The organism is Microcoleus sp. N9_B4 (assembly GCF_036701635.1).
GTDB lineage: Bacteria > Cyanobacteriota > Cyanobacteriia > Cyanobacteriales > Microcoleaceae > Microcoleus.
The window spans coordinates 1-26,226 of sequence record NZ_JAUBRC010000060.1 but is presented as its reverse complement, the minus strand read 5'-3'; the positions used below and the strand labels follow the sequence as shown (position 1 = coordinate 26,226).

Genomic DNA, 26,226 nt, shown 5'->3' with positions numbered 1-26,226 from the left:
TCAATCAAAAGGAACCAGAGTTTACGAGTCCGGTTTCCCTGGGATGGCTTTTGCTGTGGTGGGATAGAAAAGGGCAACTTAGTCCGAACATACAATTGATTAGCTATCACTCTTATGGAAATATCTATGAATCCATAATGTGAAAACAATCCTTAGATGCGAGTTCCGCTAATTTGGCTCGCAAATCCTTGCGAAGATTCTTCTGCTGTCTGTTAGTTAATCCTGCAGGTACAGATTTCTCATCCAGTCCTGTGATTCCAGAATGACCATCAGCACCAGGCCTACCATCTCTAACAAGCTTACCCTCTATTTCCTGAAAAAGGTAAACCCATATAACCTTTAACAAATCAGGATATACGCATTCCCCAGAATTTGCTTGAATTTTACAGATTTCATTAACTTTGAGACGAAGAACTAATTTTCGAGGCGAGTTTTCGGGAAGGAAGTTGTAAGCTTGTTCAGGTGTTGTAAGAGAGTCAACCCAAACGCTCAGGTGGGGTGGAACGGATTTTTTATCCTCTGACGATAGAGTAAACTCCTCATCCAATTGGAGCGCTAAGATATTGCCCTTTTCTGCAAAGTCTTTAGGCGGTCGAGCAAGTCTCAGGACACCATAAGTATCGGGGAGTGGAGTTAAATTAGATCCAACTGAATCCATTCTGAAGAACAACTTATTCGATAAAGAGCGAAGCTTTGTCCAAAATATCACTCGAAAAACCCTGATCGAGCGTCGTATCTTCTCCCCACACTTCTCCAGTGTTTCTGTTACGGTAGAAAAATTCTATCTCACCAGTGCCAAAAATCTCACACTCTAAGTAGTATTCAGATTTTGACCAAGTGTACATAAAATTATTTTTTGAACCGGGACAAGCATCTGGAACCTCCAACCACTGTCCTCTTGCTTGAAATAGACTTGTGAGTCTTTCCCACACAGACCAGGATAAATTGAGAACTCTTTCCGAAAATTCTGTCTCTCCTGTTACTCTTGCTTCATTTTTTAGTGAGTCAAGATATACCCGAAGATTTTGGTAACGTTGTTGCTGAGGATGGATAGCCTCAACTTTTTTAGGTGTACGGGGTAAATTTTTTGACAAATCACTGCTTGGAGATGACAGAAATCTACCACGCCGTTCTTTTGGATCACTTTTAATAAAATTAGCTTGATGGCCAAGAGGTTTATCCCATTCGTACACAGCTATTTCGCTGCTGAAGTCTCTGACCTTACCCTCATCAATGTTCTTAAGCTCCTCAGCATCAATTCTCGAACCCATATTTATCTGCGTTCGGGGGGAAAGCGGATAAGATTTTCTAACTTCAGCATTCCCAGACTCAGCGGAGCTCTGTGCTAATGAACGAACGTATTGAATCATTCGGACAGGAGGGGAAGAATAGTTTTTCGGAGATGTTTGGAGCGTTGTTAAAGAAATTGCTTGTTCTTCTTGTTCGACTTCCTTCAATGAAGATTTAGTCATAGTCATAAGCTTTACCCTCTCCGCTTCCAAATATTGGTCTGGATTTTTTTATCAGTTAAATCAGCAAATGCCTGGACAGTCCATTCATGTGCCACATCAAACCAATTTTGCATTAAATCCAAAGAGCTATATTTGCCAATTCCCCGAACACTTAATTCAAAAAAAAGAGTGGGATGGTTGTCAGCAAGTCCATTCCTGATCGATATATGTAATCTGCCAAATTCTTCTGGCAAATCAAATCTCGTATGCCAATGAATATATTGAGGTTTTGGAAGAAATCTCTCTAGACTGTTCTGCCATTTAACGTCAGGAAAAATTTTGCCGATGTCCTCAAGAGTTTCCCATGCTTCTCCTTGTGAAATTTGATTGACATAACTTAGTTCATATTGACGTATCTGAATTGTACCTAGCTCCCCCTCTTGTAGGAAACCATTAAAGCTTGTCAAATGACCTTGAAATGCTTTAATAAGGCTGTCATATCTAGGATACTCACTATTTGGACTAATTTTTCTCCAGTTATGAATCAGCCGATCTCGCTGGATTTGGACAATCTTTGTGTCATCAGAGCTAATGAACCATACTCTGGGCAAATAAGGAAGATCACTTTCTTCCAGCATAGTTTCAATAACCTGATTATTGAAAACTTCTACCTTTGGTGGTAGGGGATCAACCTCGTAGCAAAACGGGTAGTCCGGTTGAAACCTCTGCCATAACAAGCCGATATGGGGTGTCAGTAAGGCTTCGATAGGGTCGAACAAAACACTGCAAATCACCTCATTAACAGGTGGTTTCTCATAAGATAGTAATTGCCTGCTGTCTACGCCTAATGTCACGCTGCCTCCTGTGGTTTCCTGAAAAAACTACTCCTTAGATTTATACTCTAATATTCAGTCTAACTCAGTATGAACCATGTTGCTCAATCTTAAGATAACGTTGGCTCCGATCGGCATATCCTCGCCGACCATGCTTTTTGTCCCGGGCGAACAGGGCTATCAGCTTTTCCGGTTGAGACTGTTGATGCCAAACCATCCAAGTTTTAAGAGCTGAGGGTTTTTGGTGTTCCATCGTCTCTACAAAAGTCATAAAACACCGCAGACATCACCCGTCTACCCACAACGCTGGCACCTTAAACCCCGGCCAACACTTGGGAAATTCCGATCGCAATCGCAACTAATGTCGATCGCCCCCCAGCATCTCCAAATCATATCCAATCCGATCGCCAGTCCATCTCAGGACACGGCACCGCGCCGTGTCCTGGGCCGTAACTTATCGGCGACAGCCTTCGGCGATCGCCCTTAACACCGCTAGCCGCACTTCTGGATGAGATTTCTCAAGCCCGTTAGCCCGAAAAATCCAGTGTCCGCCGCCTGCGTGCTCGATCGCAATTTTCTGTCCGTCAGGCAAAACTATTTGCCACCAATTCAACACACTGGCTTTAATAAGGTGGCACTGAATTTCGTTCAGTTGAACCTCCATTAATTTCAGTTGACGCATGATTGGATTTTGGGCAGATGACTTCATGATTTTTCTCATTAAATGAATTCGACTGTTTCTCGGCTTGGATTTCTGTTTGCCGATTTTTGAACTTAACTTCACCTTCCGAAGTTTTCGCCTTAACTTCCCTTTCCGAAGTTTTCGCCTTCACTTCCGTTTTACCACCTTTAGGCTCAACTTTGACTCCAAAACCTTTAGACTTAACTTTTCCTGGGGCAGAAGTTGAAGTCTGTTCGGTTGCCGGCTTCTTAAACTCCGCGTCTAATTGGTCTAAAATCTCCTCTTGTTCGGGAGTATGTTCCGCTGGCTGGTCTAAATTGCTGGGATTGTATTCGCCAACCAACCTTGCCAAAAATTCCGAAATTGACAGTCCGGCTGCGGCTGCTTTTTTCGTTAAAAGGGCGTAAGTGTCGGTTTTTATGCGAATTTGTTTGAGCCGGAGGTTGGGATTGTTGTCAACTGTTTCAGCAATAGTTACTGCGGTAATCCTTTCTTTTGGTATGACATCGACAACTTCTTGCCACTTTTCCTGTAAACGACAGTCGCCATATTGGTCGGTAATTGCGTGTTTGAACAAAGGAACAACTTGAGCAACGCAGCTAGGCAAAATCTCAAAGCCGGCTTTAATTAAGCGCAGGCAAATACTCGCAGCTTTGATAATTTGTGTGCAGTAAAAATACTGCCTGCCTAATGCTTGTTCGCAGTAACTTTTAAAAGTTTTGAACTTGTCTTTGTACAACCGCAGCTTTCGGATCGCGTCCAGCATGATTCCTTGACGCACGTAGTCTAGGAATCCCCTTTTAATTTCGCCTGTCAGGTAGTCTAAATCGTGAAAGGGAGATTGATTCTGGATTTCTTCTTCAAAGTCTAGCAGCGGGCCTGCAAAGTGAAAGTTGGAGGCGACATCGCCTAGGTAGAAGTTGTCAATTGATGTGGACATGATCTGGAATGGTTCGAGAAAGGGCACGATAGCACGGAAGTTGTGCGATCGCAAAGTTGAAGTTTTGGTCTGGATCTTTGATACAATTTTGAGTCAGGCTGTGAGGTCGATCGACCTTTTACATCGCATCACCTCAAGGCGGTTATTCAAAACTGCAGGTTTTGGCTGTTCGGCCTGACCGACCAGCTTTTGTTCTGTCACTTATGTCTCATTATGAGATGTCAATTTAAATCTGTCAAGTATGACATCTCAATTTGAGATTTATGTTACAATGTCATCAAGAAAAGAACGAAGACAGGAGGGCAATTCACCATTGGAAGCCCTAAGAATCAACAAAACAGACTTATCACAAGATGAGTTTGCTTTTAGATGCGGGATTCCCCGGGCCACGTATCATAGATGGATATCTGGAGCCACAGAACCAAAATTTTCTCTCTTTCAGTTGAAAGCTATTTGCCGAGAACTAAAAATAGAAAAAATCGATGAACTTCCAGAGAGCTTTGGGCCGAATTAGCAATTAAATTAAACCAACAGTTAAAAAATTATTACTGCTGATACAATTTTGAGTTGGGCTGTCTTGTGAGGTCGATCGACCTTTTACATAGCACCACCTCCTCGGCGTTGAGAAAAAAGGGGCTTGAGGTATGCGCCCTTGCCCCAAAAAAACGCTTGGGTATGCAAGCACAATTGATAGACACGAAAAATAAGGCGGTTATTCAAACCTGTATTTTGACGAAATTAGGCTCGCCCAACCGCTTTCCTATGTCCTTATTCGTAGTTTAGTCATTCTCACTGCTTTTGTCAAGGGTAAACTACGAAATATTCTGCACCATGAATCAAGAAGTACGGGATTTATACGAAATGAGCCTTGCAGAAATTAGAGAATACAGGGGCTTTAGTCGCCGAGAGCTTAGCCAGCAACTGACGGGGAAAGTCTCTGAAGATACTTTGTATTCAATAGAAAAAAGAAAACAAAAACCCAGAGTTGATACTGCAATAGCCATCTGTACAGCCCTAAATATTAGCTTGAAACAGTTCTGTCACTCGATCGGGCTAGATGTTTCAGGACTTGTTGATGATTACGTACCCCCTCGGGGCAGCTAACAAACAGAGCTAAATCATGGTCTTGATATTTGATACAATTTTAAACTGGGCTGTGAGGTTGATCGACCTTTTACATAGCACCACCTCCTCGGCGTTGAGAAAAAAGGGGGCTTGAGGTATGCGCCCAACCCCCGAAAATACGCTTGGGTATGCAAGCACAATTGATAGACGCTACAAATAAGGCAGTTCTTCAAACCTGCATTTTGACCTTGGAGGCTCGCCCGGTTGCCTTTGTTTTGCCTATCTACTAGCAGTTTAGTGCCAGATGCCAATTTTGTCAAGCACTATTCTGCTAGCAATTAACTGCTATAATTGATGGACGCTAAAGATCAAGAAACCATAACCTTGAAAAACCTTAGAGAAAGTGCAAATTTGACCCAACCTGAACTTAGTCGTCGAATGGGGGTAGGAATTCGCATTATTGGCGATTGGGAACGAGGAGAATCCATTCCTCGCTTCGATCGCGTCATTGCTCTGGCGCGCGAGCTAGGCGTACCTCTAAAAACACTTGCTAGATGTATGGGATTAGACGTAGCCAAAATTCCCGATGACCTACAAGCATTAAGTGTACTTCATCTTTCGGCGGAGGTCAAGAAGCTAGAACTCGTGAAACAAGCTTCATGTATTGTGGCAGAAAATTCGCAAGAAAAGGAAAAGTCTCCATTGAGACTACTCAGAGAACAAGCTGGGCTAACCCGCCCTCAAGTCAAACAACATATCGGCGTTTCTGAGCGGATGCAAGCTGACTGGGAATCAGGAAAGTCCATGCCAACTGTTGAAAACGTAGCTGCACTGGCTAACCTGTACCAGGTTTCTCTAAAAACTATGTTTGAGCTTTTAGGATTAGATGTAACCAAAATTCCCGATGACTTACCAAGTCGATGATCGCCCTCACCGAACGATAACTAACCCACAGGGGTTCGGAAAAGTCTAGGGAAACGGGTTTGAGTCATGCACCCAAGCCCGGAAAATACTAAGGCTATGCAGGCATAATGGGTAGAAACTACAAATAGGGCAGCTTGCTAAACCAAAGCGTTTCCACCGTCCGGCTAAAGCAGTCGCCTTTCTGTTGTCTCTATCTTTAACAAGGATACTTGTAAACCTCCGGGTTGTCAACAAGTTTGCTTGTAAATTTCCCATGATATGCCCCGAAAGAAACAAACTCAAGAGTCCAAAGATATACCAGCACTGCAAATCTTGCGGGAGGCTGTTGGTTTATCGCAATCCGCTTTAGCAAAACAAATTCCCGACAAAACGGGCGCAAAAACCCTAAGTCAACAAGCAATCAGTAACTGGGAACGAGGACTAGACGAACCAGAACTGACCATTGCTCAAATGAAAGCTCTTTGCAAAGCTTTGGGAAAAACGCTTAACGATTTACCTAACGACTTAGGCCCACCAAATCCCGACTGACAACTTTTGTTGCTTAGTTCTAATTAGACCAACCTAAAAAAGCAGATTAGATCCCCGACTTCTTGAAGAATTCGGGCATCTAACAAGCAAGTTATAAAGAGGATATTAAAGTAGGATTTGGTATTACTTACGGAGAACAGAAGTGATAATCACCGTGATAGTGGCGCTTGCAATCAAAGTGAAAGCAAGTTGCACAACCCATTGGGTAGCTTTCTGGTAGTTATCAAATTTGTCATTGAATCTGTCTGTTTTGTCATTAGTTTTTTCCACTTCAGCCGATAGCTTGTCTAGTTTTTCAATAACATCGGCTAGCGTCGGCTCGTTACTTGTAGTAGTTGTCATTGTGGTTTCCTAAAATTAACAATCATCACCTACAATTATATCCTAATTTTAATAGGAATTGAGATGATCAATCACTCCGTAATTTTCCCTCTCAGAGCTTTAATCTGCCCTCGCTTGGTTTTGCTGTCGAGACGCTTGCGCTGGGAACTACGAGTTGCTTTGCTGGGTTTGCGCCTTTTCGGTATGACGATCGCACTTTTAATCAGTTCTTGCAGCCGTCTCAAAGCCTCTTCCCGGTTTTGTTCCTGGCTGCGGTGTTCCTGGGCTTTGATGACAATCACACCTTCGGAGGTGATGCGCTGGTCGTTGATTTGCAACAAACGCTCCTTGTAGCGATCGGGCAATGAGGAAGCTGGGATATCAAAGCGCAAGTGAATCGCACTCGCCACCTTATTTACATTTTGCCCCCCCGCGCCTTGAGAGCGAATCGCACTAATCTCGATTTCGCGATCGTCTATGAACACAGTGTTAGAAATTTGCAGCATGATTGATCGGTGAGATTAAAGATACCGGGAAAGCAGTGCATCTTTTATATATAACTTAATTTTGGTAGATAAGTTATTTACAATTCTTAGCTGTCAGGATGAATTCGATGAGTCTTTTTCTATCCCATAACTCTACGTCGTTCGATTTAGCAAGTTTGCAAGCATTTTCTGTAAATCTGTTGTTGGTAATTACTAGGGCTTTATTCCCTTTGTAATGTCTGACTGCTCCTGCTACTTCTTGAACTGCTTTAATCCCAACTGGATTTTTGCTTCTTTTCGCTTGAACCACGGTTTTATATCCATCTTTGTATAAAATTAAATCCGCCCCATAATCTTGACTATCTTGAGTTAAAGTAACACTATAACCTAAGTTGATAAAATGGACATCTAGAAATTTTTCAAACTCTTTTCCCGTCATTTCATCCACTTGCAGAATCCCACTGTCTAATAAACGCTTTTTTTCCTCTTCTTCTGTCCATGTATCCAATACCGATGTCGCAATCACACCGAAAACGGCAGCGGCTCTTACTATAAAAGATTTCATAAAATGACATTTTTTAAAAGGAGTAGTTATGATGGTAGCAGATTTGCTCAGTATAGTTATCTACTAAGACCGCAAGTAAGATCACAAGCACATTGTGATCTTACTTACTAATTCTTTTAGATTCCCGATCTTGGACTGGGGCTTTTTGTCTGCACTCAAGTTCAAGTATGGTTCAAAGAGTCAGGCGAAAGTCAAGGGATTTTATAGTTGAGAAATGTAACAAAACTTTAATCACACCCAAACCGGAGTTTTAGAAAAAATTAATGCGGATACCGTGACAATGGGCAATGCTGTAGCCTAAGATCGCCTTAAATTGTCAGTATCATCTCAAGGCAAGGGTGAAAAATGGCAGATATCAACGGCACGATGATGCAATATTTCCACTGGTACATTCCCGATCGAGGAACCCTGTGGGATGAGGTGAAAAATCAAGCGAAAGAATTGGCAGATGCGGGTTTTACCGCACTGTGGCTGCCCCCAGCTTACAAAGGAATTGGGGGGCAAAGCGACGTTGGATATGGGGTTTACGACTTATTTGATTTGGGAGAATTCAACCAAAAAGGTTCAATTCGCACCAAATATGGTACTAAGCAGCAATATTTGGATGCGATCGCAGCCCTGCACAAATCTCAGATCCAAGTCTATGGCGATGTAGTTATCAACCACAAAATGGGTGCAGATAAAGCAGAGATATTTAAGGCAACTCCTTATCCTTACCACGATCGGCTAAATCCCAAAGGTTGGTTGCAAGAAATCAAAAGCTACACCAATTTTAACTTTCCCGGACGCAAAGGTAAATATTCCCAATTTGAATGGCACTGGTGGCATTTTGACGCCGTAGACTACAACGAGTACAATAAAGACGATCGCAGTACAGTCTATTTGGTAGAAGGGAAATTTTTTGATGACTATGTTGCCCTAGAAAATGGCAATTTTGCATATTTAATGGGGTGCGATCTGGATTTCCAGGATCAATCGGTACGAGATGAAATTACACGCTGGGGTAAGTGGTATCTGGACACAACAGGTGCCGACGGTTTCCGTATAGATGCAATCAAGCACATATCGTCTTGGTTTTTTGCGGAATGGTTGGATGAAATGGAGCGATATGTCGGTAAAGATTTGTTTGTTGTCGGTGAGTATTGGGCACCAAATATCGATATTCTGCACTGGTATGTCGGTTCAGTTAAGGGCAAAATGTCAGTTTTTGATGTGCCACTGCATTACAACTTTCATTACGCCAGCCAACAGGGCGGTAACTACGATATGCGGCGCATCTTAGACGGTACAATGATGCAGCAGCAACCGGCTCATGCAGTAACGTTTGTCGAAAACCACGACTCCCAACCGTTGCAAGCACTTGAATCGGTGGTGGAACCCTGGTTTAAACCTCTTGCTTATGCGATTATTCTATTGCGAAGAGAAGGTTATCCCTGCGTTTTCTACGGCGATTATTACGGTGCAGAATATGAAGATTGGGGGCGTGACGGCAATCGGTATAAGATTTTTCTGCCATCTCATCGATCGCTAATTGACAAGTTTCTCCATGCTCGTAAACACTTCGCCTACGGCCCTCAATATGACTATTTCGATCATTGGAATACAGTTGGCTGGACGAGATTGGGCAATGGGAAACATCCACAGGCAATGGCAGTAATTATGAGTGACGGCCCGGAGGGTTTCAAGTGGATGGAAGTTGGTAAACCTCATGCTAAGTTTGTGGATTTAACAGGGCATATTCAGGAACCTGTTTCTACTAACGAGTGGGGTTGGGGCGAGTTTCGCTGTCAAGGCGGTTCAGTATCGGTGTGGGTTCAGGAAAAAGATTAGTTATATCATTTCCGGTTACACCGGAATGATGTTGACAGTGAACAGTCAACAGTGAACAGTCAACAGTGAACTCGAATTTACTATTCCGATGCTAACGGATTTGATATTAGCAGTAATCTGATTGTCTATCTGTAAGGTGCGCCGAAACGCACCCTACAAAAACTAATTAGTCCGTACTACCAGTTTGCAGCGACTCTTTAGCAGTCTGCGTCCACTCTGAGTGGAAGAATTCGCCGCGCGGTTTGTCCGTGCGCTCGTAGGTGTGAGCCCCGAAATAATCCCGCTGAGCTTGCGTGAGGTTTTGCGGCAATCTTTCGCGCCGATAGCTGTCAAAATAGTCCAGCGAAGCGCTAAAGGCTGGCACTGCAATCCCCAGTTGGCAAGCAGTAGCTAACACGTCTCGCCAAGCCGATTGGCGATCGAGAATGCTCTGTTTGAACTCCGGCGCTAACAGCAAATTAGGCAAAGTGGGATCGTCCTTGAAAGCTGTTTTAATCTTATCCAAAAACCCAGCTCGAATAATACAGCCACCCTTCCAAATTCGGGAAATTTCGCTCAAACTCAAGTCATAGTTGTACGACTTAGAAGCCGCGCTCAAAAGTGCCATACCTTGCGCGTAAGAGCAAATCTTCGAGCAGTAAAGCGCATCCCGGACTTTATTCACAAACTCTTTAGTATCGCCTTCGTACTTGCCGCTAGGCCCGGTCAGTTCTTGGGAAGCTTTAACGCGCTCGTCTTTGTAAGAAGACATGATTCTCGCATTCACAGCAGCGATAATTGTGGGAATGCTCACGCCCAATTCCAAAGCACTCATAACAGTCCAGCGGCCGGTGCCTTTTTGACCGGCTGCGTCCATAATTACCTCAACTAAGGGTTGCTTAGTTTCCGGGTCAATATACTTGAAAATGTTAGCCGTAATTTCAATCAAAAACGAGTTGAGTTCGTCTGTGGTATTCCATTCGGCAAAAACTTCCTGCAACTGCTGGCCGTTCAATCCACCAACGTTTTTGAGCAAATCGTAGGCTTCAGCAATGAGCTGCATATCACCGTACTCAATGCCGTTGTGAACCATCTTCACGTAGTGGCCAGCGCCACCAGGGCCGATGAATGTGACGCAGGGGCCGTCATCTACTTGAGCGGCAATTTTGGTGAGAATTGGCTCTAGTAGGCCGTAAGCTGTTCGCGTGCCACCGGGCATCAAACTAGCACCGTTGAGCGCGCCTTCTTCGCCGCCGCTGATGCCCATGCCCACAAATCCCAGTCCCATCGATTCTAAATCTTTGGTGCGGCGTTCGGTGTCGTCGTAGAGCGAGTTGCCGCCGTCAATAATCATGTCGCCCGGTGACAGCATGGGTTTGAGCTGGTCGATGACTGCATCTACGGCTTTCCCAGCTTGCACCATGACTAAGATTCGGCGCGGGGTTTCTAGGACATCGACGAATTCTGTCAGAGTCTTGGCGGCTACAATGTTCTTGCCGGGGGCGCGTTGGGCCATGAAGTCGTCGGTTTTGGCTGCGGTGCGGTTGTATACAGCCACGGAGAAGCCTCTGCTTTCGACGTTGAGCGCTAGGTTTTCGCCCATCACTGCTAGACCGATTAAACCAAAATTTTGCTTTGTCATGCTAATAACCCGCTGGTTGTTCCCGCTTGATGATAGGTTTGCGAGAGAGGAAAGCGAGGCGGGGTGTACCGCTTTCCGGTGGACTAAAAGTATTGGACAATAGACCTAGGAGGTTTAGGTTTATTTTTATATTCTCAGAATTGCTGTTTGGTAAATCAGTAGGGTTTTTTTAAGATTTAAGGCATATTAATGACGCGGACAGGTGATGATAAGGCAGGTATTATGTCGATCGCAGTAACGGTAGATACAAACAAGCGGACATTTTGAGGCAAATTGAGGAGACTGTTGTAACTATGGAAGATTTGCAGTATCTCGCGGCCTGGGTGAAGGAGCAACACGCTCGCGAGTATATTTTGACTTGGCTCCTGAGTCAACAGGGGCTGTGGTGGTCTGATGGGGATATTTATCAGGCCGTTTTGCAAAAGTCGGGAAAGCTTTTGAAAGCTTATGTTCAAAAAAGGCAAGCGGGAGAGTTATTTGAGGGAATTTCGGAGAAGTTGGTGGGAGATGATAATTGGGATGATTTGGCGGGGAGTTTGGCGCGGATTGTTGCGGTTTATCAAGAGGAATTATCGCATTTGCAAGAGCGCGATCGCAAGGGGGATGGGGTAAAAAAAAATTTGATTAGCCAACCGTTGACTGGAGATCCTTTGCCGCTTTTGGAGGTGCAGCAAGCTTTGCCCGATCCTTATGCGGATACGTTGACGGGGAGATAATTGCTCATCATTTTTGTGGATGGAGGCTCATCTCAGAAACCGGGTTTCTTCCCTTATTTCTCGTACTCAACCCAAATTGTCGCAGAAACCCGGTTTCTCGCCACTTGGGCGACAGTTCTTGATCTAGATTCAAGGATTGAGAATAGGTGTAATATCTAGAAGAAATCCGGGAAGTACATCTTCACCCGAAAGTGTAGGCGGTTGGTCAAAAGAGAAATTAATCACTTCTGCTACATCTTCAGACAAGCGATAGATTTCTACTAAAGGCGTTTGGGGGTCAATTAGCCAACCTAAACGACAGCCGTTTGTTCGATAATACCGCATTTTAGCGCGCAATGTTTCTAGGGAATCACTTTGCGATCGCAATTCAATTACAAAGTCCGGGCACAGGGGAGGAAACCTGCGCTTATCTTCTGCGGATAATGCTTCCCAGCGTTCTAGGAGTACCCAAGCAGCATCAGGGGAACGCTTCGCACCGTTGGGTAATTGAAAGACAGTGGAAGAGTCAAAGACTTTTCCCAATCGAGTCTGACGATTCCACAAATTTAGGTCTGTAGTCAAATCCGAATTTCTGATGCCGCTTTCGCCGCCTGTTGGAGGCATAATAATTAGTTCTCCTTCGGGGGTTTGTTCTAATCGCCACTCTTCATTAGCGATGGACAATTGATAAAATTGTTCGTCGGTTAAAGCGACGGCTGCAGGTAGGTTGAGAGTTATAGTTTCCATCGTTGATATTATCGCCAACTAGGTTGGTTTTATTATAGCTCGCACTTTCTGACAATTTTCTCAAAAAGATCGCATTCAACAGTAAAACAGGTATCTCTGCTTTACCTCGAAGGCTAGATCCCCCTAAATCCCCCTTAAGAAGGGGGACTTTGAATCGAACTTTTGTCCCCTCGTTAAGAAGCGGGAATTTGTATTTGACTTTTGTCCCCCCCTTTTTAAGGGGGGCTAGGGGGGATCGAGACTTTGCCACAAAACAAATGAGATTAATCTATCATAAATCTATCTCGCACAATCATCCCAGAAACCGGGTTTCTTCCGATATTTCTCGTACTCCACTGAACATTGTCGCAGAAACTCGGTTTATCGCCACATAAGGAGAGAAATTAGATGGCAAATCCGCGATAATTTATCACAATCACCCGCGCCCAATTCCCCACGCTAACCCACAAGTCCGCCGGGGGTTGAAAACCCCCGTCTCATAGCAAAAGTTCTCTCAAAGAGGACTGAAAGACTCATTTTTGAACAAGCATTGCAATATCTCCCCAGTCGGTTTCAACCGACTTTCGCTCTCTCGACAGGGGTTTTAACCCCTGGCGGAATGTTTATTTCACTCTAAATATAGCTGCTAGCTTGACGGGTAAACATTGAGCAGTAAATTCCGTTTGATGCTATCAATTCGTCGTGAGTTCCTATTTCTGCTATTTTACCGTTTTCCATGACGGCGATACGATCGGCAATTTTGGCCAATCCCAATCTGTGACTGATGACAATCGTGGTTTTCCCGGCGGCTATTTGGCGGAAAATGCTGTAAATTTCGTGTTCTGTCTTGGGGTCGAGGGCGGCGGTTGGTTCGTCAAAAATTAGCACTTCGGCTGTAGAAAGCCGCATTAAGGCGCGGGCGATCGCAATTCTTTGCCACTGTCCCCCGGATAAGTCGATGCCGTCTTCTAATTGTTTCCCCAACGGTGTCTCTAAACCTTGCTCTAAACTGTTGACTTTAGCTGCAATTCCTGCTTCAGAAATAGCTTCGTTAATTGCACTGTCATCTGACAGTGAAAGCAAGTCGCCGAAACCGACGTTTTCGCGGACTGTGGAGGGGAAACGGGCGTAATCTTGCATGACGACGGCGATGCGCGATCGCACGTATGCTAGAGAGTACGATCGCAAATCTTTGCCGTTCCAGGCGATCGTACCACTTGTCGGGTCGTACAGGCGGCCGAGGAGTTTGCCAAGAGTTGTTTTACCCGCGCCATTTTCACCAACAAGCACTAGCATTTCCCCCGGATTAATGGTTAAGTTGATATCTTCAACCGTGCTTTTATTGCTACCTGGATAGCAGAAAGATAGATGCTTAATCTCGATACCAATTTTATCTTTTGTGGCACGGGCATCTTGCCCGTGGTCTGATACTTGATTTGTGGGGCGGGCATCTTGCCCGCCCTCTAGTAAACTAGGCAGGCGAGATGCCACATCCACAAGCGGAGACTGCAATTCGGGTTTGAGTTCCAAAAGTTGAAAAATCGGAGTAACACCGAGAGAGATATCGTACAAATTAGCATAATTACCTATAAGTAATTGCAAACTTTGCTCCACCTGAACAATCAAACCCGAATACAGCGCCAAATCTCCCAAAGTATAGCGACCACCCAAAGCTCCCATTACCACATAAACAAATGGCAAAGCTACTCCGATTCTACTAAACACTGACCACAAAAGTAAAACAATTGCTCCTTTTTTTCGGATTTGCTGCATCTCGCTAAAAAATTGCAAAAATTGACCCTGCCAGCGTTTGAGCCAAAGTTCCTGCAAGCCAAACAAACGCAATTCTTTAGCATATTCTTCGCCCGTCAGGACTCTAGCGGATAAGTTCATCTCGCGGCTGATTTTAGCTTGCTTTCTTTGAACTCTCCAGATGATTTTGCTATATTTTCTTTGGATGTAAATTGAGGGACAGGATGAAATCAACATCACCACTGGCACCCACCAAGCTATCGCTGCAGCAAGGCCTATCGATGGAATAAATATAAAAATTCCCGTGATGGTCATGCTGATGGTAAATGCTAGTTGCTGTATTTTGAATACTCCGGTTTTTGCGAGTTCTACTATATTTAATAGTTCCGGGTTTTCAAACAGGGCAATATCGTCGAAATTGGCGACTTTTTCGAGGACTTTGCCTTCGACAAAGCCTTGAACGCGATCGCGCAAAGATGTCGCTGCAAAAGAGCTCATTGTGTCTAGGGCATCGCCGACTAACCTAAGACTTAAGACTCCGGCAATACTCCACAGCAATATTGGCCGGGAAAGCATCAAAGCAAAGGGCTGTGCTGTTTGGGTTTGCGACAGCAACCGAGATACTTCATCAATGATTAATTTATCTAAAAAAAGCACGGCAGATGGGGCAGCACCGCCGATGATGTTGAGTATTATTATATTGCGGAGTTCAATTGGTGCGGCTTTGATTATCAGGTCGAGGCTGCGCCACAAAGCTTGGAAGGTGGTAATTTGGATCGGTTGCATAGTGTGTGGGTAGGTGTCGGGTCTAGTCATCCCCGGACGCTATATTATAGTAACTTTATCTCAACTGAAATGCAGGTTTCTCCAAGATTAGCCTAACGTCAGATGGATGTCTTGAGACTGCACGTTGCCAATGACCAAAACCACCATGCTGGTTAACAGCTTTAATCCACTGATCGAGAAATCCCCATTTGGCTTCATCTTGTCGAGTTGGTTGCCCTTTGGTTTCCAGAATCAAAAAATTGCCATTTTTCAGACGAACTATAAAGTCGGGGCGATATTTCCGCACAACTCCGCCAAAAATATAGAGAATCTCAAATCCCAGGTGATCGTTTTTCACCCAAGCATCTACAATACGATCGTTTCTTTCTCGATCGAGTTCGTAGGCTTCGCTGGCTTCCCATGTACTGTCAAAGACGCAGCAGTTGATGTGAGATTTACGAGTGTACTCACAAGGTTTACCTGTGTACCAGGAACGCATATCACCTGTAGATCGAATTGGATGAACTGGATCAAAAACTGGTTCAATTCTTTCTGTATTTTCTAAATAAATAGCGTTCCAGATGTGTTGAACGACTTTTCTCAGATTAAGAGTGATCAGGATACGCCGTCGAATTTCGTCTCGATTGAATAATGGGGGAGTAATTTGGATAAAATCTGAGTGTATAAATTCTTGGACTAATCGAATCAGTTTTGCTAGTAAGTATTCTCGATTGCCTTTCCAAGTCGGTTTCATCTGGTCGAAGATGTCCCTAGCAACCTCAAAGGCAATTTTTTGCATCCGAAATTTGCGACCCAAATCTTCTAGGTCGATCGCCTTAATTTTAGTCACATCTGGTTTGCCATCCACAATAGGAGCGAGTTCTGCTAGTGTGCTATTGTCATAGGCATCTAACTGTAAAGTCTCAACTTGAGACATATTTAGTTTGAGTTCAGGTTTATAAATGTAATCAATGCGAACGATATTTGGAAAGCTTATTTCAAAGTGCTGCTTTTCAGGATCGGGTTTAATTTCAGTTTTAGGAGTAGGGGGGGGAGGTGGAGTTCCATCATCGGATTCGTGGGGAAGAAATGTGAAAGGAACACCAAAAATATTGACATATTCGGCTTCAAGTAGGTTTGTTTCTGGATTGATGTCGTAAGCAGTTCTCCGCAAACCTCTACCTACCACTTGTTCGCAGAGAAGTTGGCTGGTGAATGCGCGAATCCCCATAATATGCGTTACAGTTTTAGCGTCCCAGCCTTCAGACAGCATCCCAACTGAGATGACATTTTGAATCTGTTCCCCAGGCTTCCCAACTTGACCAACCGTATCCACCATTTGCCGTAAAAGTTCTGCCTGTTCTTTCTTAGAAAGTTTGCGAATAGGCTCATCATCAGAGTTATCATCTTCGGCAGTCTCTGGGTTTGTGTCTTGTATCTCAGTGCTTTCCTCTTGGGATTCTGCCATTTTCAGAACGTTAGAATCTATGTGTAGGGTGTATTCTGGAATGCAGAGTTCTTCGACCTGAATTTTGTTATGGTCAAAGGCATATTTGATTCGGGCAGCAGTTTCGGTACGGTTGGCGATCGAAATCATTGCTGGTGGAACTTTATGCCCAGATTCTTTCCATGCTTTCGCAGTTTCCAGCCAATCTTTTCCGAGTAAGAGGTAGCCGTTGTTGAGCAAATCAGGAAGCGATTCATTGGGCTTGGCTTTACGATTTACATCATCGTAAACTTCTGGATCTCGATAAAGATGGTAAAGACGGGATTTGAAATCTTGCACGTTGAGTCTTGCATCGTCGCGAATCACAACGCGGGGAGTCTTGACTAAGCCAGATTCGATCGCATCATTTAAGCCAAAATCACTGACAATCCAGCCAAATAAAGCTTCTTCTGAACTCTTTTTACCAGACGGGGCGAAGGGTGTGGCAGAGAAGTCAAAGCAGGTCAGGATTTTTCTAGCTTGGTGGATGCGATCGCACCCACCAACCCACTTAGTTGCCTCATCTAAGTCTTCTTTGCTGACACCTTTAACTTTGGATTCAGCCGGAATGCGCCATGCGTGGTGTGCTTCGTCGTTGATGACAACTATGTTGCTGGAGTTGGCAAGTTCGCCTAAAACATCCCGTGCGTAGGCTTCGTTACTTTTTGCACCACGTTTATCAACTCCTTTTTTCTTTTTAATTTGCTCCTCAGTTTCCCAGTTTAAAGTGTGCCAGTTACGGATTAAAACTTTGCCTTGACGAAGTTGATCGAATAAGCCAATAGGCACGATATTGAAAATTTCGTAGTAGCTATTTTCAGCAGAGGGAAGCAGAACTTGCAGACGATTCTTAACTGTAAGTCCGGGGGCAATTACAAAAATAGCTTTGGAAAAGCGGGAGTCTTGGGGATAGGTAACTTTATTCAGGATTTGCCATGCAATTAACATCGCCATGACGATTGTTTTGCCGGAACCTGTTGCCATTTTGGAACACAGGCGTTTGAAGTTTCCCCCATCGGAAGGAATATCGATACCAACTTTTTCAGACGGGGGGGATTCCGTTAGCCAGATTAGGGTTTCTATGGCTTCTAACTGACAAAAAAAGAAGGGAAAGTCCCGTTCTTCAGAGTTGTTCCAGTGTTCTAGCAGACGCTTGGTAACGCCTGTAACGCCTGGGTGTCCTTCATCGCACCAAGCTTTGACGCGAGGACGGATTTGGTTAACTAGAGGAATTTCGACAAATTTCCCTGGATCGTCGAAGGTTTTGGAGCTTTCGGAAGCAATGATATAGCCTGCGGGTCGTCTTCCCTCTGCACGGTTGAAGAGGCGAGAAGTGCGATCGTAGTGCCAATATTGTTTTGGCTCCTCGTAGGGAGAATTAATGATTAGTTGATCAATTGTCGATTTAGCAGTCATAATCTTTGTCCATCGGAAACAGTCTCTTCAAAAGGTTCTCATCTGTTTAAAAGCACTTAACTGATTGGGCCATATTCGCTCCAAGCATCCTGGGAACTCATAAAGCGGATATTTTTACATTTTACACCGGTCATTTTTTTTAGTTCTTTTTTAAGGGTTTGAGCATTATTTAAGATATCTGTTTCATCATTAGTGACTAAATCGCAATTACTCAAGGCAGCAGTTTCTACAAGATATCTATCCACTCTTTTAGTAGGGTCGTTTATAACTTGCTTGACAAAATTCTTTAGATTGTCGGGTGGCTCCACTTCAAGCGACCGCATGGACTTTTTATTAATCCAAAGCTCTAAAATAAATTTTTCAGTACCCAATTCACTTGCATTTTTAATAGCCTCAGTAAGTTTATGAGCATATTCAGCTTTGATTTTTTCATCTTTATCAATTTGTAGCTGATGCGTATCGTGAAGTTTCACTAGCAACAGATTGATGTGCTTGTTGACATTTTTCTCGGGATTCAATAGGTGAACAAATACGTTTGTGTCAATCACTATCGGTAAAAGTTGAGTCTCTTCTGACATTTTAAACCCCCATTTGAAGTGCTTCTATCAAATCCCTGCCAAAAAATTCCATTGGCAAACCCTTTTCAAAGCTTCCATCTGGGTTAATATCTAAGTTTTTCACTTTTACCACTTTATTTTCTGTATGGAAGTAGGCGATTGAAACATCTTCCGACTTTAATTGACCTTTAGAAATTAGTAAGCGAAGTCTGAGAATAATATTTTCGCTATGAGTTTCGATTAAAGAAGGTACTTTTCGTTCATTCCATAAGTCAGCAAAAAATGAACCAATCTCAAGTTGTGCTGTTGGATGAAGTTGAGCTTCAGGCTGTTCAACAATTAAGAGTCGTCCTTTGTTCAATAAGGCTCCTTGTACAAAGATTGGTATACATTGACTAACACCAAAACCAAAGTCTGCTAAATAAGCCTCAGCACCCGTTCTTTTGTTTCGAGCGCGACATTGAGAAATATATCCTTGCATTGAAGACTCAAACTTTAAATCTTCAATTTCTGCCACAGCTTCAATATGTTTCTTAACGAAAGCTGCTTTTTCACCGTCTTCAGTTAAAATGCGTTGTAAATGTGGCATAGCAAATTCCCCCATATGCCCAACATCATTTGGTGGAGGGCTAGCAAGAACAATAGCTCTTTCGGATTCTTCACGAATGGGAGATAGGTGCTGAAATGAGCGCATTTCGTATCTAAGACCTTGTAAAAATATGTCATCCAATGAAGTATTAATTAACTCTTGCGGATTGTCGGATTCAGGAGGAAATGATAAAAATCCTGCTCTGCGTAAATTCCTAGATTGAGCTTTAAAAATCCTTTTCCCATTAATTTCACCGCAAACAGTATGAGTTCCTCGATCGGGTATTTTACCGTATGTAACAGAAGCCAAGATCCGAAACAAGGCTAAATCAGTGTTTTTGCGTGTATCCAGCCTGTCTATCTCAATCTTTAACTCAGACCGATCGCTACCTGGTTCCTTAACCAATTTACTCTTTCTAATTTGCTCCCTTAACTTTTGAAGAGTAACAGAGGGTAAATCACGGGTTTCTAACTGCAACTCAAACTTTAAAGAACGACTTGCATAATTGCTATTTTTAAGATTTTGAAAAGAGCCAAGATGAACGTGCCTACCTTCGGTTACTAAAAAAGCGTCTTCACTTGTTTCAAGTGTTTGTCGCAACATCAGGAGAAACTTAATTAGGGTTGATTTTCCAGCACTATTAGCACCGATAAGAATAGTAATCGGTCGGAGGCGAACATAAATTTCTTCGCTAAAAGCTCTAAAGTTCTCTACTTTGATACTCTTAAACATTCGTATTAGCTTAATCCTTTAAATTAATAATTTTCAATGACTCGATGCCCCGATCGTCCACAATCTTGACAGCAACGCGCTGATACTCGCCGATTTCAAATGGCAACGAGACACTCCCTTGATAAGACTCAATTAAATCCTCGTCAATTTCTGCCTTCAGATTGCGGGCTAGACGCGACCAAGCATCTTTTTCTCCTGCCATCGGGAAGAAAACCTGACGCGGGAAAACGCTTCTGCCATCATAATCGATATCTAACATCCATACGGCAATTTTTTCAACGCTGCCAGACTCGATATTTCCAGTCTTGGTGTTGTAGTAATCGAAGCCGTGAACTTCTACTTCCCACTTACCTGCATCTTCTCCTCTGTTGATGCGGCGGAGGGCGACATCTGGTTGACCCATCAGCCAGAAGCTATCGTTACTAGCGCGTTTTTTCTTAAGGTCTTCTGTCTGCATATCCATGTTCATTTGTGCTTTCAGAAGCGTGACACCCGGCCAGTTGGTTTCGTCGATGTCTTTGGCAGCTTCAGGGTCAAACTGGAAGGCGGCAAAGATAATTAATTTAGGTTTGGGTACTAAAGTTTGTGCTTCTTCAATAGCTTGGTTAACATGGCGTTGTTCTAGGGGAGCGTGTTCTGGCCCGAAAGAAATCACAACTCGCATTGGTTTATCATAAGTGCCGCCAGATTCTTTGACAGTATTTGCTCCCAAATCGTTAGGTTTAGTTTCGGCATCGGCATGAAGCCAGCGAGTACCGGGTAAAGCTTCGACTCGCGAAAACAGGATGTATTGCCCGTTTTTACCGCGAATTCCTGTTTTTAGCATTTCATCACGCCATTCTGATTGTCGCAGAGTTTCGCCATAACGGGCAATTGATTGGTCAGCAACGGGTGGATTGATAACATCATCAATTGGTTTGACTATGGGGGCGGGGACTGCCTCGACTGTAAATGGGCCTGTAACTCTGACTCTGGATTTATCTATCAAGGGTTGATCGTAGAGGGTTTCTTGATCGGCATATTTATTAATAGCTTGCTCTATTTGTATTCGCTTCATACCTTCCCGGATTTCGGGATTATTGGCAATAGATTTGAGAGTGATGTGAGGGACGGTTTTGTATTTAAATCCGCTGCTTACACCTTCTTGTGGTTGTGCCAGTTGGTAATAGTCAAAGGTTGCAGTCATCAAACGTTGTCTTGCCAGCGTTATTGCTACTCGCGAAGTATCACAGGTAATCCATCTGCGTCCCCATTGTTCGGCAACGTAGGCTGTTGTTCCTGAACCACAGGTAATGTCTAAAACCAGATCGCTTGGATCAGTAGCCATTAAAACACAACGAGCAATAACCGTATCTTTTGTCTGTACAGCATAAATGACATCTTTGTTTGGGCCTGCTGTGTCCTCCCAAAGATTTCCAATTTCAACAACTGGAAAGTCATCTAAATAGTTTTTATAACAAAGGGTATTACCACGCGCTTCAATACGATTTGCTGCGATAAGCTTTTGTATTCCCTCATAGCTAGTTTTCCAGTGATTACCAGAAGAACAATTAAATATCTTACCTGCAAAGTTTACTTGGAATTTGGACTTAGTTTCTCCAGCAGAAATCAAATTGTCTAATTGATAGAAGTTCCATTGTTCTTGTAATTTTTTAAAATTATTTCTATCTTCAATAGTAACATTCTTACTTATGTTTTCATCTTTTGATTCCATTCCTAAAGACTTCTTTTCAAATCCTGGTAGATCGTCTTGTTGTCGTTGTAGAAAAACTTTCTTGTACTTAGTTTTATCTTTATCTTTACTATACCAAATTATATAATAAAAATTGTTTCTTATAAATAGTTTTGCAGTAGTAGGACGTTTGACCGCAATTTGTGTAACAAAGTTTTTGTTATTAAAAACTTCATCCATTAGTTGACGAACAAGATGCACATTCTCCTCACCTATTTGAACAAAAATACTCCCGCTTTCTGAGAGTAACTCGCTTGCCAATGACAAGCGATCCCTTAAGTAGCTTAAATATGAATGAATGCCCAACTCCCAAGTATCCCGAAACGCTTTAATGGTTTCCGGTTCTTGAGTCAAATCCTCATCTTTCCCATCTTTCACATCCCGCTTATTCACAAACGGCTGAAAATTCGAGCCATATTTAATCCCATAGGGCGGATCGAAATAAATCATCTGCACTTGTCCCGCCATTCCCTCTTTTTCTAATAGGGAATTCATCACTAACAGCGAGTCTCCAGCAACTAAGCGGTTGCTCCAATTATGCTTGTGCTTGTAAAACTCGATCGCCTGTCGAATCGGTAGATTTTCCTCTGGTTGCTCAAATAGAGATAACTGTACACCTTCATTTGGGTTACGCTTCCGTACAGCTTCAATAATGCTGCGCGGATCGATGCGTTCGTGAACGTGCAGCGAAACTGTAGGGACTTCAAAGCTAGTATGTTCTACTTTTCCAGCCCAAACTAACTGAGGGTCAAGATGAGGATCGTAGGCATATTGTTTGCTATCCCCATCTGGATCGGTGTCTGGCGTAACCAGTCCGACGGGTGGGTTATTGACTCTTTGTTGGTTTTCGTGCTTGTACTGCCCGATCGCTCTTTGGTCAGGTTTCTTTTGCCTCGCCATGCGACTTCCTTATACCCTCAAAACCTTTACCTTACACTTTATGCCACACCTTTGGCAAATTTGTTAGATGTTTTTTGGGATTGCTCTAGCCTGCTAACATCTTGGCTATTCTTGAAATGAATTTTATCTAGCCACAATGGAATCACAGGCGATCGCTCGATCGAGGGATACGATCGCTCTTTCCATCTCAAACTCTGCCAGATCGAGCAATCGCCCTGAATGCCACCATAGCATAAACCGCTTTATGCCAAAATTATCCAAATGTCAAACGCCGCGCCGTACCGTCATCTGTAAATCGCTGTTCGCCAACGCCAACAACTTCCACCATAACTTCGCGTTCAGAAATCGAAAATTGACCCTCGCGCGCGGCAATTTCAACGATGATTTTTTCCCCTGCCAAATACACCTTGTAATTAGTCGTTGCCCAGACACCTTTTTCATGTTCAAAACTGTGTCCGTCGTCCTCATAAAGCGTCCATTCACCGCTTCCGGGCCAAATTCGCATTTTTAATGACTCAAGCGGTTCTTCGCTGACAAATTGCCTCACAGGTGCGATCGCAATTATGCCCCCACCCCGCACGTAAAGCGGCATTCTCTCCAAAGGTGCATAAGCTAAAATGTGCATCGGGCCCTGATAGCATTCACCCGTCCACCAATCGTACCAAGTCCCCTCCGGCAAATACACAGCGCGATGCTCAACCCCTGGCCGGTAAACGGGTGCAGCCATCAGCGACGGGCCGAGTAATACTTGATCGTAAAGGTGATAAGTTGCCCGATCGCGCGGAAAGTGATATAGTAACGGTCGCAAAATCGGCGTTCCCGTCGTCGCAGCTTCCCAAAACAACGTGTAAATATAAGGCAACAACTGATAGCGCAAATTCATGTATTCGCGGCAAATCTTCTCAGTGCGATCGCCAAAAACCCACGGTTCATGCTGCGCCGTACTAATCGCCGAATGACCGCGCATCAAGGGATACAGCATCCCCACCTGCATCCACCGCGCGAACATTTCGGCGGTTGCATTCTCCGCAAAACCCCCGATGTCGCAACCGACAAACGCCACGCCGGAAAGCCCCATATTGCAAAGCATTGGTAGCGACATTTCTAAATGATCCCACAGCGATTGATTGTCGCCCATCCATACCGAGGAGTAACGCTGAATGCCGGCAAAACCCGATCGCGTCAGCACAAAAGATCGCTCGCCCGATCGCACTTTTTGCAACCCTTCCGAACAAGCTTTCGCCATCATCAACCCATACAAATTGTGCGTTTCCGCGTGGGTGGCGCCCTCGGATTCCGGGCCTTGCGGTGCATCCAGCGGAAACCAGATGTGTTCGTGGCCGTCGCCAAAAGGCCGTTCTGCGATCGAAGGTTCGTTCATGTCGTTCCAAATCCCCGCAACGCCCACATCTGTAAGGTTTTTGTGCAATTCGCCCCACCACTCGCGCACCTCTGGCCGCAAGAAGTCGGGAAACACCGCTTTTTCCGGCCAAACGTAACCGTGGAATAGCCTTCCCTCTGCGGTGCGGACGAAATAGTCATTTTCCACACCCTGATCGAATACTTCATAATCCCCTTCCGGTTCGTACTTGACACCGGGATCGACAATCGTGACAACCTTAAAACCGGCTGCTGTCAAGTCTGCGATCAGTTTCGCGGGATCGGGGAAACGCTTCGGGCTCCAGGTAAAAACGCGGTAGCCGTTCATATAGTCGATGTCGAGGTGGATGACATCGCAGGGAATCGCCCGATCGCGAAATTCCTTGGCCAACTCGCGCACAACGTCCTCGGAGTCGTAGCTCCAGCGGCATTGGTGGTATCCCAGCGCCCATTTTGGCGGAAGCGGCATCCGGCCCGTTAACTGCGTGTAGGTGGCGAGAATTTGGGCGGGTTCCGGGCCGTAAATGATGTAGTAGTCGAGTTCCGGGCCTCTGGTTTCCATCCGCAAAACTCCCGGTTGTTGGGCGCCGATGTCGAACTGACTCCAAAATGTAGTGTTGAAAAAGATGCCGTAAGCGCGATCGGGATTCAGGGCGATGTAAAATGGGATCGCCTGGTACATTTCATCGCTAAGGGAATTGTAGTCAAGCGCGTCTATTGTCCAGTTTGTCTTGACTTCGGAGAGTTTGTCGAGAAAGCCGGTGCGTTGTCCGAAACCGTAGAAGTGCTCGTCTGCTTCGATGCGTTTCCAGCCTGCGGTTGCGCCGGCGCGCCATCCCATACTGCGATCGCAGTCGCTAGCAAAGGGTTTTCCTGATTTGTCAAAGCATTCGATGGAAGCGCGAGATCGCTTGACAGAAATCTTTATTTGCGCTGTTTCAATTTCTATTTTTTCGTCTGTTTCTCGCACTTCAAATGGTGTAATTTCCCACTCTTCGTCAGGGACTGTTATTGAGTGCGATCGGCTTTTGAATTCACCTGTCGGGGACATTCGCACTCGGATTAAATTCGGTGCGAGGATGATGATGTTTAGGGAAGTTTCGCCGCAATTAAAGTGAATTGTGCGCTCGGTTTTATTTATGGATTCTACCGAACCGATTGTTGACCAAGGCTGTTCGGTTTTTTGAAGTTTTCCAAAGTATTGCGGCATATACGATTTGGTAATTGGTAATTGGCAATTAGTAAACCGATCGTGCAAGCCGCACTTGACTACCGTCATCTAGCTAAAGGAGGAATACAACTTGTCAGCATTTCAAGTAAATTAACAAATACGGTGAAATATACTTCAGCAATACCGTGGCTAGCCGAATAAGCTACTATAAAAAATCAAACAAGTATCAATAAACCCAGTCATTCGATTTTAGATTTTAGATTTTAGATTTTGGATTGACCCCACGGATAAATTCGGGGGCTTGAGGATTTTAGATTTTAGATTTTGGATTGATTCCACGGATAAATCACGTGGCGGGTACCATCAAGAAATTCGCTTGTCAAAAATAACTGACAATTTGCACCCTTCTCAATCCGGCTTTGTGAACAGGCAAGATGCCTGTTCCACAAGAAAGTTTAGTCTTTGTGGAACAGGCATCTTGCCTGTTCTTGATAACGGTGCAAGATGTCAGAAATAACTTAAGTCCGCGACTATATCTATCGCGCCATTGCTTCCCATAACTCATACGGGATATCAGTTAAATAACTCTAGCCATCTTCGCCTCAATTGTGAACTATTCTCTTCCTTCGCATCTTCCCAGTTCATTATATCCGGCACAATACAAAGTGGAGCTTTCGCTGCATAATTACGAAATCTCCACTTTTATCACTATTCTAGTGGCTGCAAAAACCCTCTTGCATTCACTCGATCTTACTTGTACAAAACAGCCTCTTTCAAAGTCGCTACCTTAGCTAGCGCTTCATCGAGATCCTCTTGGGACGCGCCGTGGGCAACTATTGCATCGGTCAAATGCTTCACAATTGCATCAAAGTGTTCAGGCTGTAAATTCAAACCTGCGTGTGCTTTCTCCATTGAACGGCCTGAGTATTGCTTGGTGCCGCCGAGGGCATAAGAGATAAAAGCAGTTTGATGGCGGCGCTGCTTTTCCATATCTGTATGATCGGTGCGATTCGTTGAAACGTAAATCACGGTGAAAGCCCGTACATAGCGTTTCCAGCCACAAGGCTGAACTCTCGGTGT

At 44.2% G+C, this 26,226-nt stretch carries 24 protein-coding genes; 7 read left to right on the top strand and 17 right to left on the bottom strand.

Translation table 11 applies throughout. The features are described 5' to 3' along the window. Positions 1 to 124 precede the first annotated feature (124 nt). From QUA43_RS27160 to QUA43_RS27140, 5 genes are all read right to left on the bottom strand, one after another. Entirely contained in the window at positions 125 to 658 is a 534-nt protein-coding gene (locus QUA43_RS27160) for a hypothetical protein (protein WP_333378288.1), read from the bottom strand. Positions 659 to 671: 13 nt separating this feature from the next. Next, complete coding sequence (locus QUA43_RS27155) at positions 672 to 1,478, bottom strand: hypothetical protein (RefSeq protein WP_333378285.1); 807 nt, start codon at positions 1,476 to 1,478, stop codon at positions 672 to 674. Positions 1,479 to 1,483: 5 nt separating this feature from the next. Then, positions 1,484 to 2,305 carry a TIGR04255 family protein gene (locus QUA43_RS27150; protein ID WP_333378282.1) on the bottom strand — a complete coding sequence of 274 codons (822 nt, stop codon included), beginning with the start codon at positions 2,303 to 2,305 and terminating at the stop codon, positions 1,484 to 1,486. 433 nt (positions 2,306 to 2,738) lie between these two features. Beyond that, a complete protein-coding gene (locus QUA43_RS27145) occupies positions 2,739 to 2,900 on the bottom strand; it encodes a hypothetical protein (RefSeq protein WP_246276752.1) in 162 nt (53 codons plus the stop codon). A gap of 7 nt (positions 2,901 to 2,907) precedes the next feature. Continuing rightward, on the bottom strand, positions 2,908 to 3,906 hold the full coding sequence (locus QUA43_RS27140; protein ID WP_333378279.1) for a hypothetical protein: 999 nt from the start codon (positions 3,904 to 3,906) through the stop codon (positions 2,908 to 2,910). A gap of 241 nt (positions 3,907 to 4,147) precedes the next feature. Here QUA43_RS27140 and QUA43_RS27135 point away from each other — a divergent pair, with 241 nt between their 5' ends. From QUA43_RS27135 to QUA43_RS27120, 4 genes are all read left to right on the top strand, one after another. Further along, the gene (locus QUA43_RS27135; protein WP_333038831.1) at positions 4,148 to 4,420 is read left to right on the top strand and encodes a helix-turn-helix transcriptional regulator; all 273 of its coding nucleotides are present in this window, start codon (positions 4,148 to 4,150) and stop codon (positions 4,418 to 4,420) included. A 317-nt stretch (positions 4,421 to 4,737) separates the two neighbouring features. After that, the gene (locus QUA43_RS27130; RefSeq protein ID WP_172187564.1) at positions 4,738 to 5,010 is read left to right on the top strand and encodes a helix-turn-helix domain-containing protein; all 273 of its coding nucleotides are present in this window, start codon (positions 4,738 to 4,740) and stop codon (positions 5,008 to 5,010) included. A 315-nt stretch (positions 5,011 to 5,325) separates the two neighbouring features. Further along, positions 5,326 to 5,895 (top strand): helix-turn-helix transcriptional regulator, encoded by a 570-nt coding sequence (locus QUA43_RS27125; protein ID WP_333378277.1) that lies wholly within the window; start codon positions 5,326 to 5,328, stop codon positions 5,893 to 5,895. Between the two features lie 258 nt (positions 5,896 to 6,153). Continuing rightward, positions 6,154 to 6,423 carry a helix-turn-helix transcriptional regulator gene (locus QUA43_RS27120; protein ID WP_333237692.1) on the top strand — a complete coding sequence of 90 codons (270 nt, stop codon included), beginning with the start codon at positions 6,154 to 6,156 and terminating at the stop codon, positions 6,421 to 6,423. A gap of 123 nt (positions 6,424 to 6,546) precedes the next feature. On the opposite strand, the gene QUA43_RS27115 is transcribed toward QUA43_RS27120, so the two are convergent. The 3 genes from QUA43_RS27115 to QUA43_RS27105 all read right to left on the bottom strand — a co-directional run bounded on the left by QUA43_RS27115 (position 6,547) and on the right by QUA43_RS27105 (position 7,794). Beyond that, a complete protein-coding gene (locus QUA43_RS27115) occupies positions 6,547 to 6,765 on the bottom strand; it encodes a hypothetical protein (RefSeq protein WP_333378274.1) in 219 nt (72 codons plus the stop codon). Positions 6,766 to 6,836: 71 nt separating this feature from the next. Next, positions 6,837 to 7,250: an alternative ribosome rescue aminoacyl-tRNA hydrolase ArfB gene (gene arfB, locus QUA43_RS27110; protein WP_333378273.1), complete on the bottom strand. Its 414-nt coding sequence runs from the start codon at positions 7,248 to 7,250 to the stop codon at positions 6,837 to 6,839. 73 nt (positions 7,251 to 7,323) lie between these two features. Then, complete coding sequence (locus QUA43_RS27105; protein ID WP_333378271.1) at positions 7,324 to 7,794, bottom strand: restriction endonuclease; 471 nt, start codon at positions 7,792 to 7,794, stop codon at positions 7,324 to 7,326. A gap of 345 nt (positions 7,795 to 8,139) precedes the next feature. Here QUA43_RS27105 and QUA43_RS27100 point away from each other — a divergent pair, with 345 nt between their 5' ends. Beyond that, positions 8,140 to 9,624 carry an alpha-amylase gene (locus tag QUA43_RS27100; protein ID WP_333378268.1) on the top strand — a complete coding sequence of 495 codons (1,485 nt, stop codon included), beginning with the start codon at positions 8,140 to 8,142 and terminating at the stop codon, positions 9,622 to 9,624. Between the two features lie 166 nt (positions 9,625 to 9,790). On the opposite strand, the gene gnd is transcribed toward QUA43_RS27100, so the two are convergent. Next, on the bottom strand, positions 9,791 to 11,245 hold the full coding sequence (gene gnd / locus QUA43_RS27095) for a decarboxylating NADP(+)-dependent phosphogluconate dehydrogenase (RefSeq protein WP_333378266.1): 1,455 nt from the start codon (positions 11,243 to 11,245) through the stop codon (positions 9,791 to 9,793). Between the two features lie 293 nt (positions 11,246 to 11,538). On the opposite strand from gnd, the gene QUA43_RS27090 reads away from it, so the two are divergent. Continuing rightward, entirely contained in the window at positions 11,539 to 11,961 is a 423-nt protein-coding gene (locus QUA43_RS27090; RefSeq protein ID WP_333378263.1) for a hypothetical protein, read from the top strand. Positions 11,962 to 12,090: 129 nt separating this feature from the next. Here QUA43_RS27090 and QUA43_RS27085 read toward each other — a convergent pair whose 3' ends face one another. The 7 genes from QUA43_RS27085 to QUA43_RS27055 all read right to left on the bottom strand — a co-directional run bounded on the left by QUA43_RS27085 (position 12,091) and on the right by QUA43_RS27055 (position 25,185). Then, positions 12,091 to 12,687: a Uma2 family endonuclease gene (locus tag QUA43_RS27085; protein ID WP_333378260.1), complete on the bottom strand. Its 597-nt coding sequence runs from the start codon at positions 12,685 to 12,687 to the stop codon at positions 12,091 to 12,093. A gap of 612 nt (positions 12,688 to 13,299) precedes the next feature. Beyond that, entirely contained in the window at positions 13,300 to 15,204 is a 1,905-nt protein-coding gene (locus tag QUA43_RS27080) for an ABC transporter ATP-binding protein (RefSeq protein ID WP_333378257.1), read from the bottom strand. Between the two features lie 55 nt (positions 15,205 to 15,259). Further along, entirely contained in the window at positions 15,260 to 18,085 is a 2,826-nt protein-coding gene (locus tag QUA43_RS27075; protein WP_333378254.1) for a BPTD_3080 family restriction endonuclease, read from the bottom strand. Positions 18,086 to 18,141: 56 nt separating this feature from the next. Then, positions 18,142 to 18,663, bottom strand: a complete 522-nt coding sequence (locus QUA43_RS27070; protein ID WP_333378253.1) for a hypothetical protein — start codon at positions 18,661 to 18,663, stop codon at positions 18,142 to 18,144. Position 18,664: 1 nt separating this feature from the next. Further along, on the bottom strand, positions 18,665 to 19,963 hold the full coding sequence (locus QUA43_RS27065; protein WP_333378250.1) for an AAA family ATPase: 1,299 nt from the start codon (positions 19,961 to 19,963) through the stop codon (positions 18,665 to 18,667). A gap of 10 nt (positions 19,964 to 19,973) precedes the next feature. Further along, positions 19,974 to 22,595 (bottom strand): site-specific DNA-methyltransferase, encoded by a 2,622-nt coding sequence (locus QUA43_RS27060; protein ID WP_333378248.1) that lies wholly within the window; start codon positions 22,593 to 22,595, stop codon positions 19,974 to 19,976. A 253-nt stretch (positions 22,596 to 22,848) separates the two neighbouring features. Beyond that, on the bottom strand, positions 22,849 to 25,185 hold the full coding sequence (locus tag QUA43_RS27055) for a glycoside hydrolase family 31 protein (RefSeq protein WP_333378246.1): 2,337 nt from the start codon (positions 25,183 to 25,185) through the stop codon (positions 22,849 to 22,851). Positions 25,186 to 25,206: 21 nt separating this feature from the next. On the opposite strand from QUA43_RS27055, the gene QUA43_RS27050 reads away from it, so the two are divergent. Next, positions 25,207 to 25,347: a hypothetical protein gene (locus tag QUA43_RS27050; RefSeq protein WP_333378244.1), complete on the top strand. Its 141-nt coding sequence runs from the start codon at positions 25,207 to 25,209 to the stop codon at positions 25,345 to 25,347. A gap of 549 nt (positions 25,348 to 25,896) precedes the next feature. Here QUA43_RS27050 and QUA43_RS27045 read toward each other — a convergent pair. Beyond that, a partial coding sequence (locus QUA43_RS27045; protein ID WP_333378242.1) for a group 1 truncated hemoglobin occupies positions 25,897 to 26,226 on the bottom strand: 330 nt, incomplete at its 5' end.

Coding starts and splice junctions, on each gene's coding strand:
- QUA43_RS27160 (WP_333378288.1), bottom strand. CDS start 658: ATGGATTCAGTTGGATCTAATTTAACTCCACTCCCCGATACTTATGGT.
- QUA43_RS27155 (WP_333378285.1), bottom strand. CDS start 1,478: ATGACTATGACTAAATCTTCATTGAAGGAAGTCGAACAAGAAGAACAA.
- QUA43_RS27140 (WP_333378279.1), bottom strand. CDS start 3,906: ATGTCCACATCAATTGACAACTTCTACCTAGGCGATGTCGCCTCCAAC.
- QUA43_RS27135 (WP_333038831.1), top strand. CDS start 4,148: ATGACATCTCAATTTGAGATTTATGTTACAATGTCATCAAGAAAAGAA.
- QUA43_RS27130 (WP_172187564.1), top strand. CDS start 4,738: ATGAATCAAGAAGTACGGGATTTATACGAAATGAGCCTTGCAGAAATT.
- QUA43_RS27125 (WP_333378277.1), top strand. CDS start 5,326: ATGGACGCTAAAGATCAAGAAACCATAACCTTGAAAAACCTTAGAGAA.
- QUA43_RS27120 (WP_333237692.1), top strand. CDS start 6,154: ATGCCCCGAAAGAAACAAACTCAAGAGTCCAAAGATATACCAGCACTG.
- QUA43_RS27115 (WP_333378274.1), bottom strand. CDS start 6,765: ATGACAACTACTACAAGTAACGAGCCGACGCTAGCCGATGTTATTGAA.
- arfB (WP_333378273.1), bottom strand. CDS start 7,250: ATGCTGCAAATTTCTAACACTGTGTTCATAGACGATCGCGAAATCGAG.
- QUA43_RS27105 (WP_333378271.1), bottom strand. CDS start 7,794: ATGAAATCTTTTATAGTAAGAGCCGCTGCCGTTTTCGGTGTGATTGCG.
- QUA43_RS27100 (WP_333378268.1), top strand. CDS start 8,140: ATGGCAGATATCAACGGCACGATGATGCAATATTTCCACTGGTACATT.
- gnd (WP_333378266.1), bottom strand. CDS start 11,245: ATGACAAAGCAAAATTTTGGTTTAATCGGTCTAGCAGTGATGGGCGAA.
- QUA43_RS27090 (WP_333378263.1), top strand. CDS start 11,539: ATGGAAGATTTGCAGTATCTCGCGGCCTGGGTGAAGGAGCAACACGCT.
- QUA43_RS27085 (WP_333378260.1), bottom strand. CDS start 12,687: ATGGAAACTATAACTCTCAACCTACCTGCAGCCGTCGCTTTAACCGAC.
- QUA43_RS27080 (WP_333378257.1), bottom strand. CDS start 15,204: ATGCAACCGATCCAAATTACCACCTTCCAAGCTTTGTGGCGCAGCCTC.
- QUA43_RS27075 (WP_333378254.1), bottom strand. CDS start 18,085: ATGACTGCTAAATCGACAATTGATCAACTAATCATTAATTCTCCCTAC.
- QUA43_RS27070 (WP_333378253.1), bottom strand. CDS start 18,663: ATGTCAGAAGAGACTCAACTTTTACCGATAGTGATTGACACAAACGTA.
- QUA43_RS27065 (WP_333378250.1), bottom strand. CDS start 19,963: ATGTTTAAGAGTATCAAAGTAGAGAACTTTAGAGCTTTTAGCGAAGAA.
- QUA43_RS27060 (WP_333378248.1), bottom strand. CDS start 22,595: ATGGCGAGGCAAAAGAAACCTGACCAAAGAGCGATCGGGCAGTACAAG.
- QUA43_RS27055 (WP_333378246.1), bottom strand. CDS start 25,185: ATGCCGCAATACTTTGGAAAACTTCAAAAAACCGAACAGCCTTGGTCA.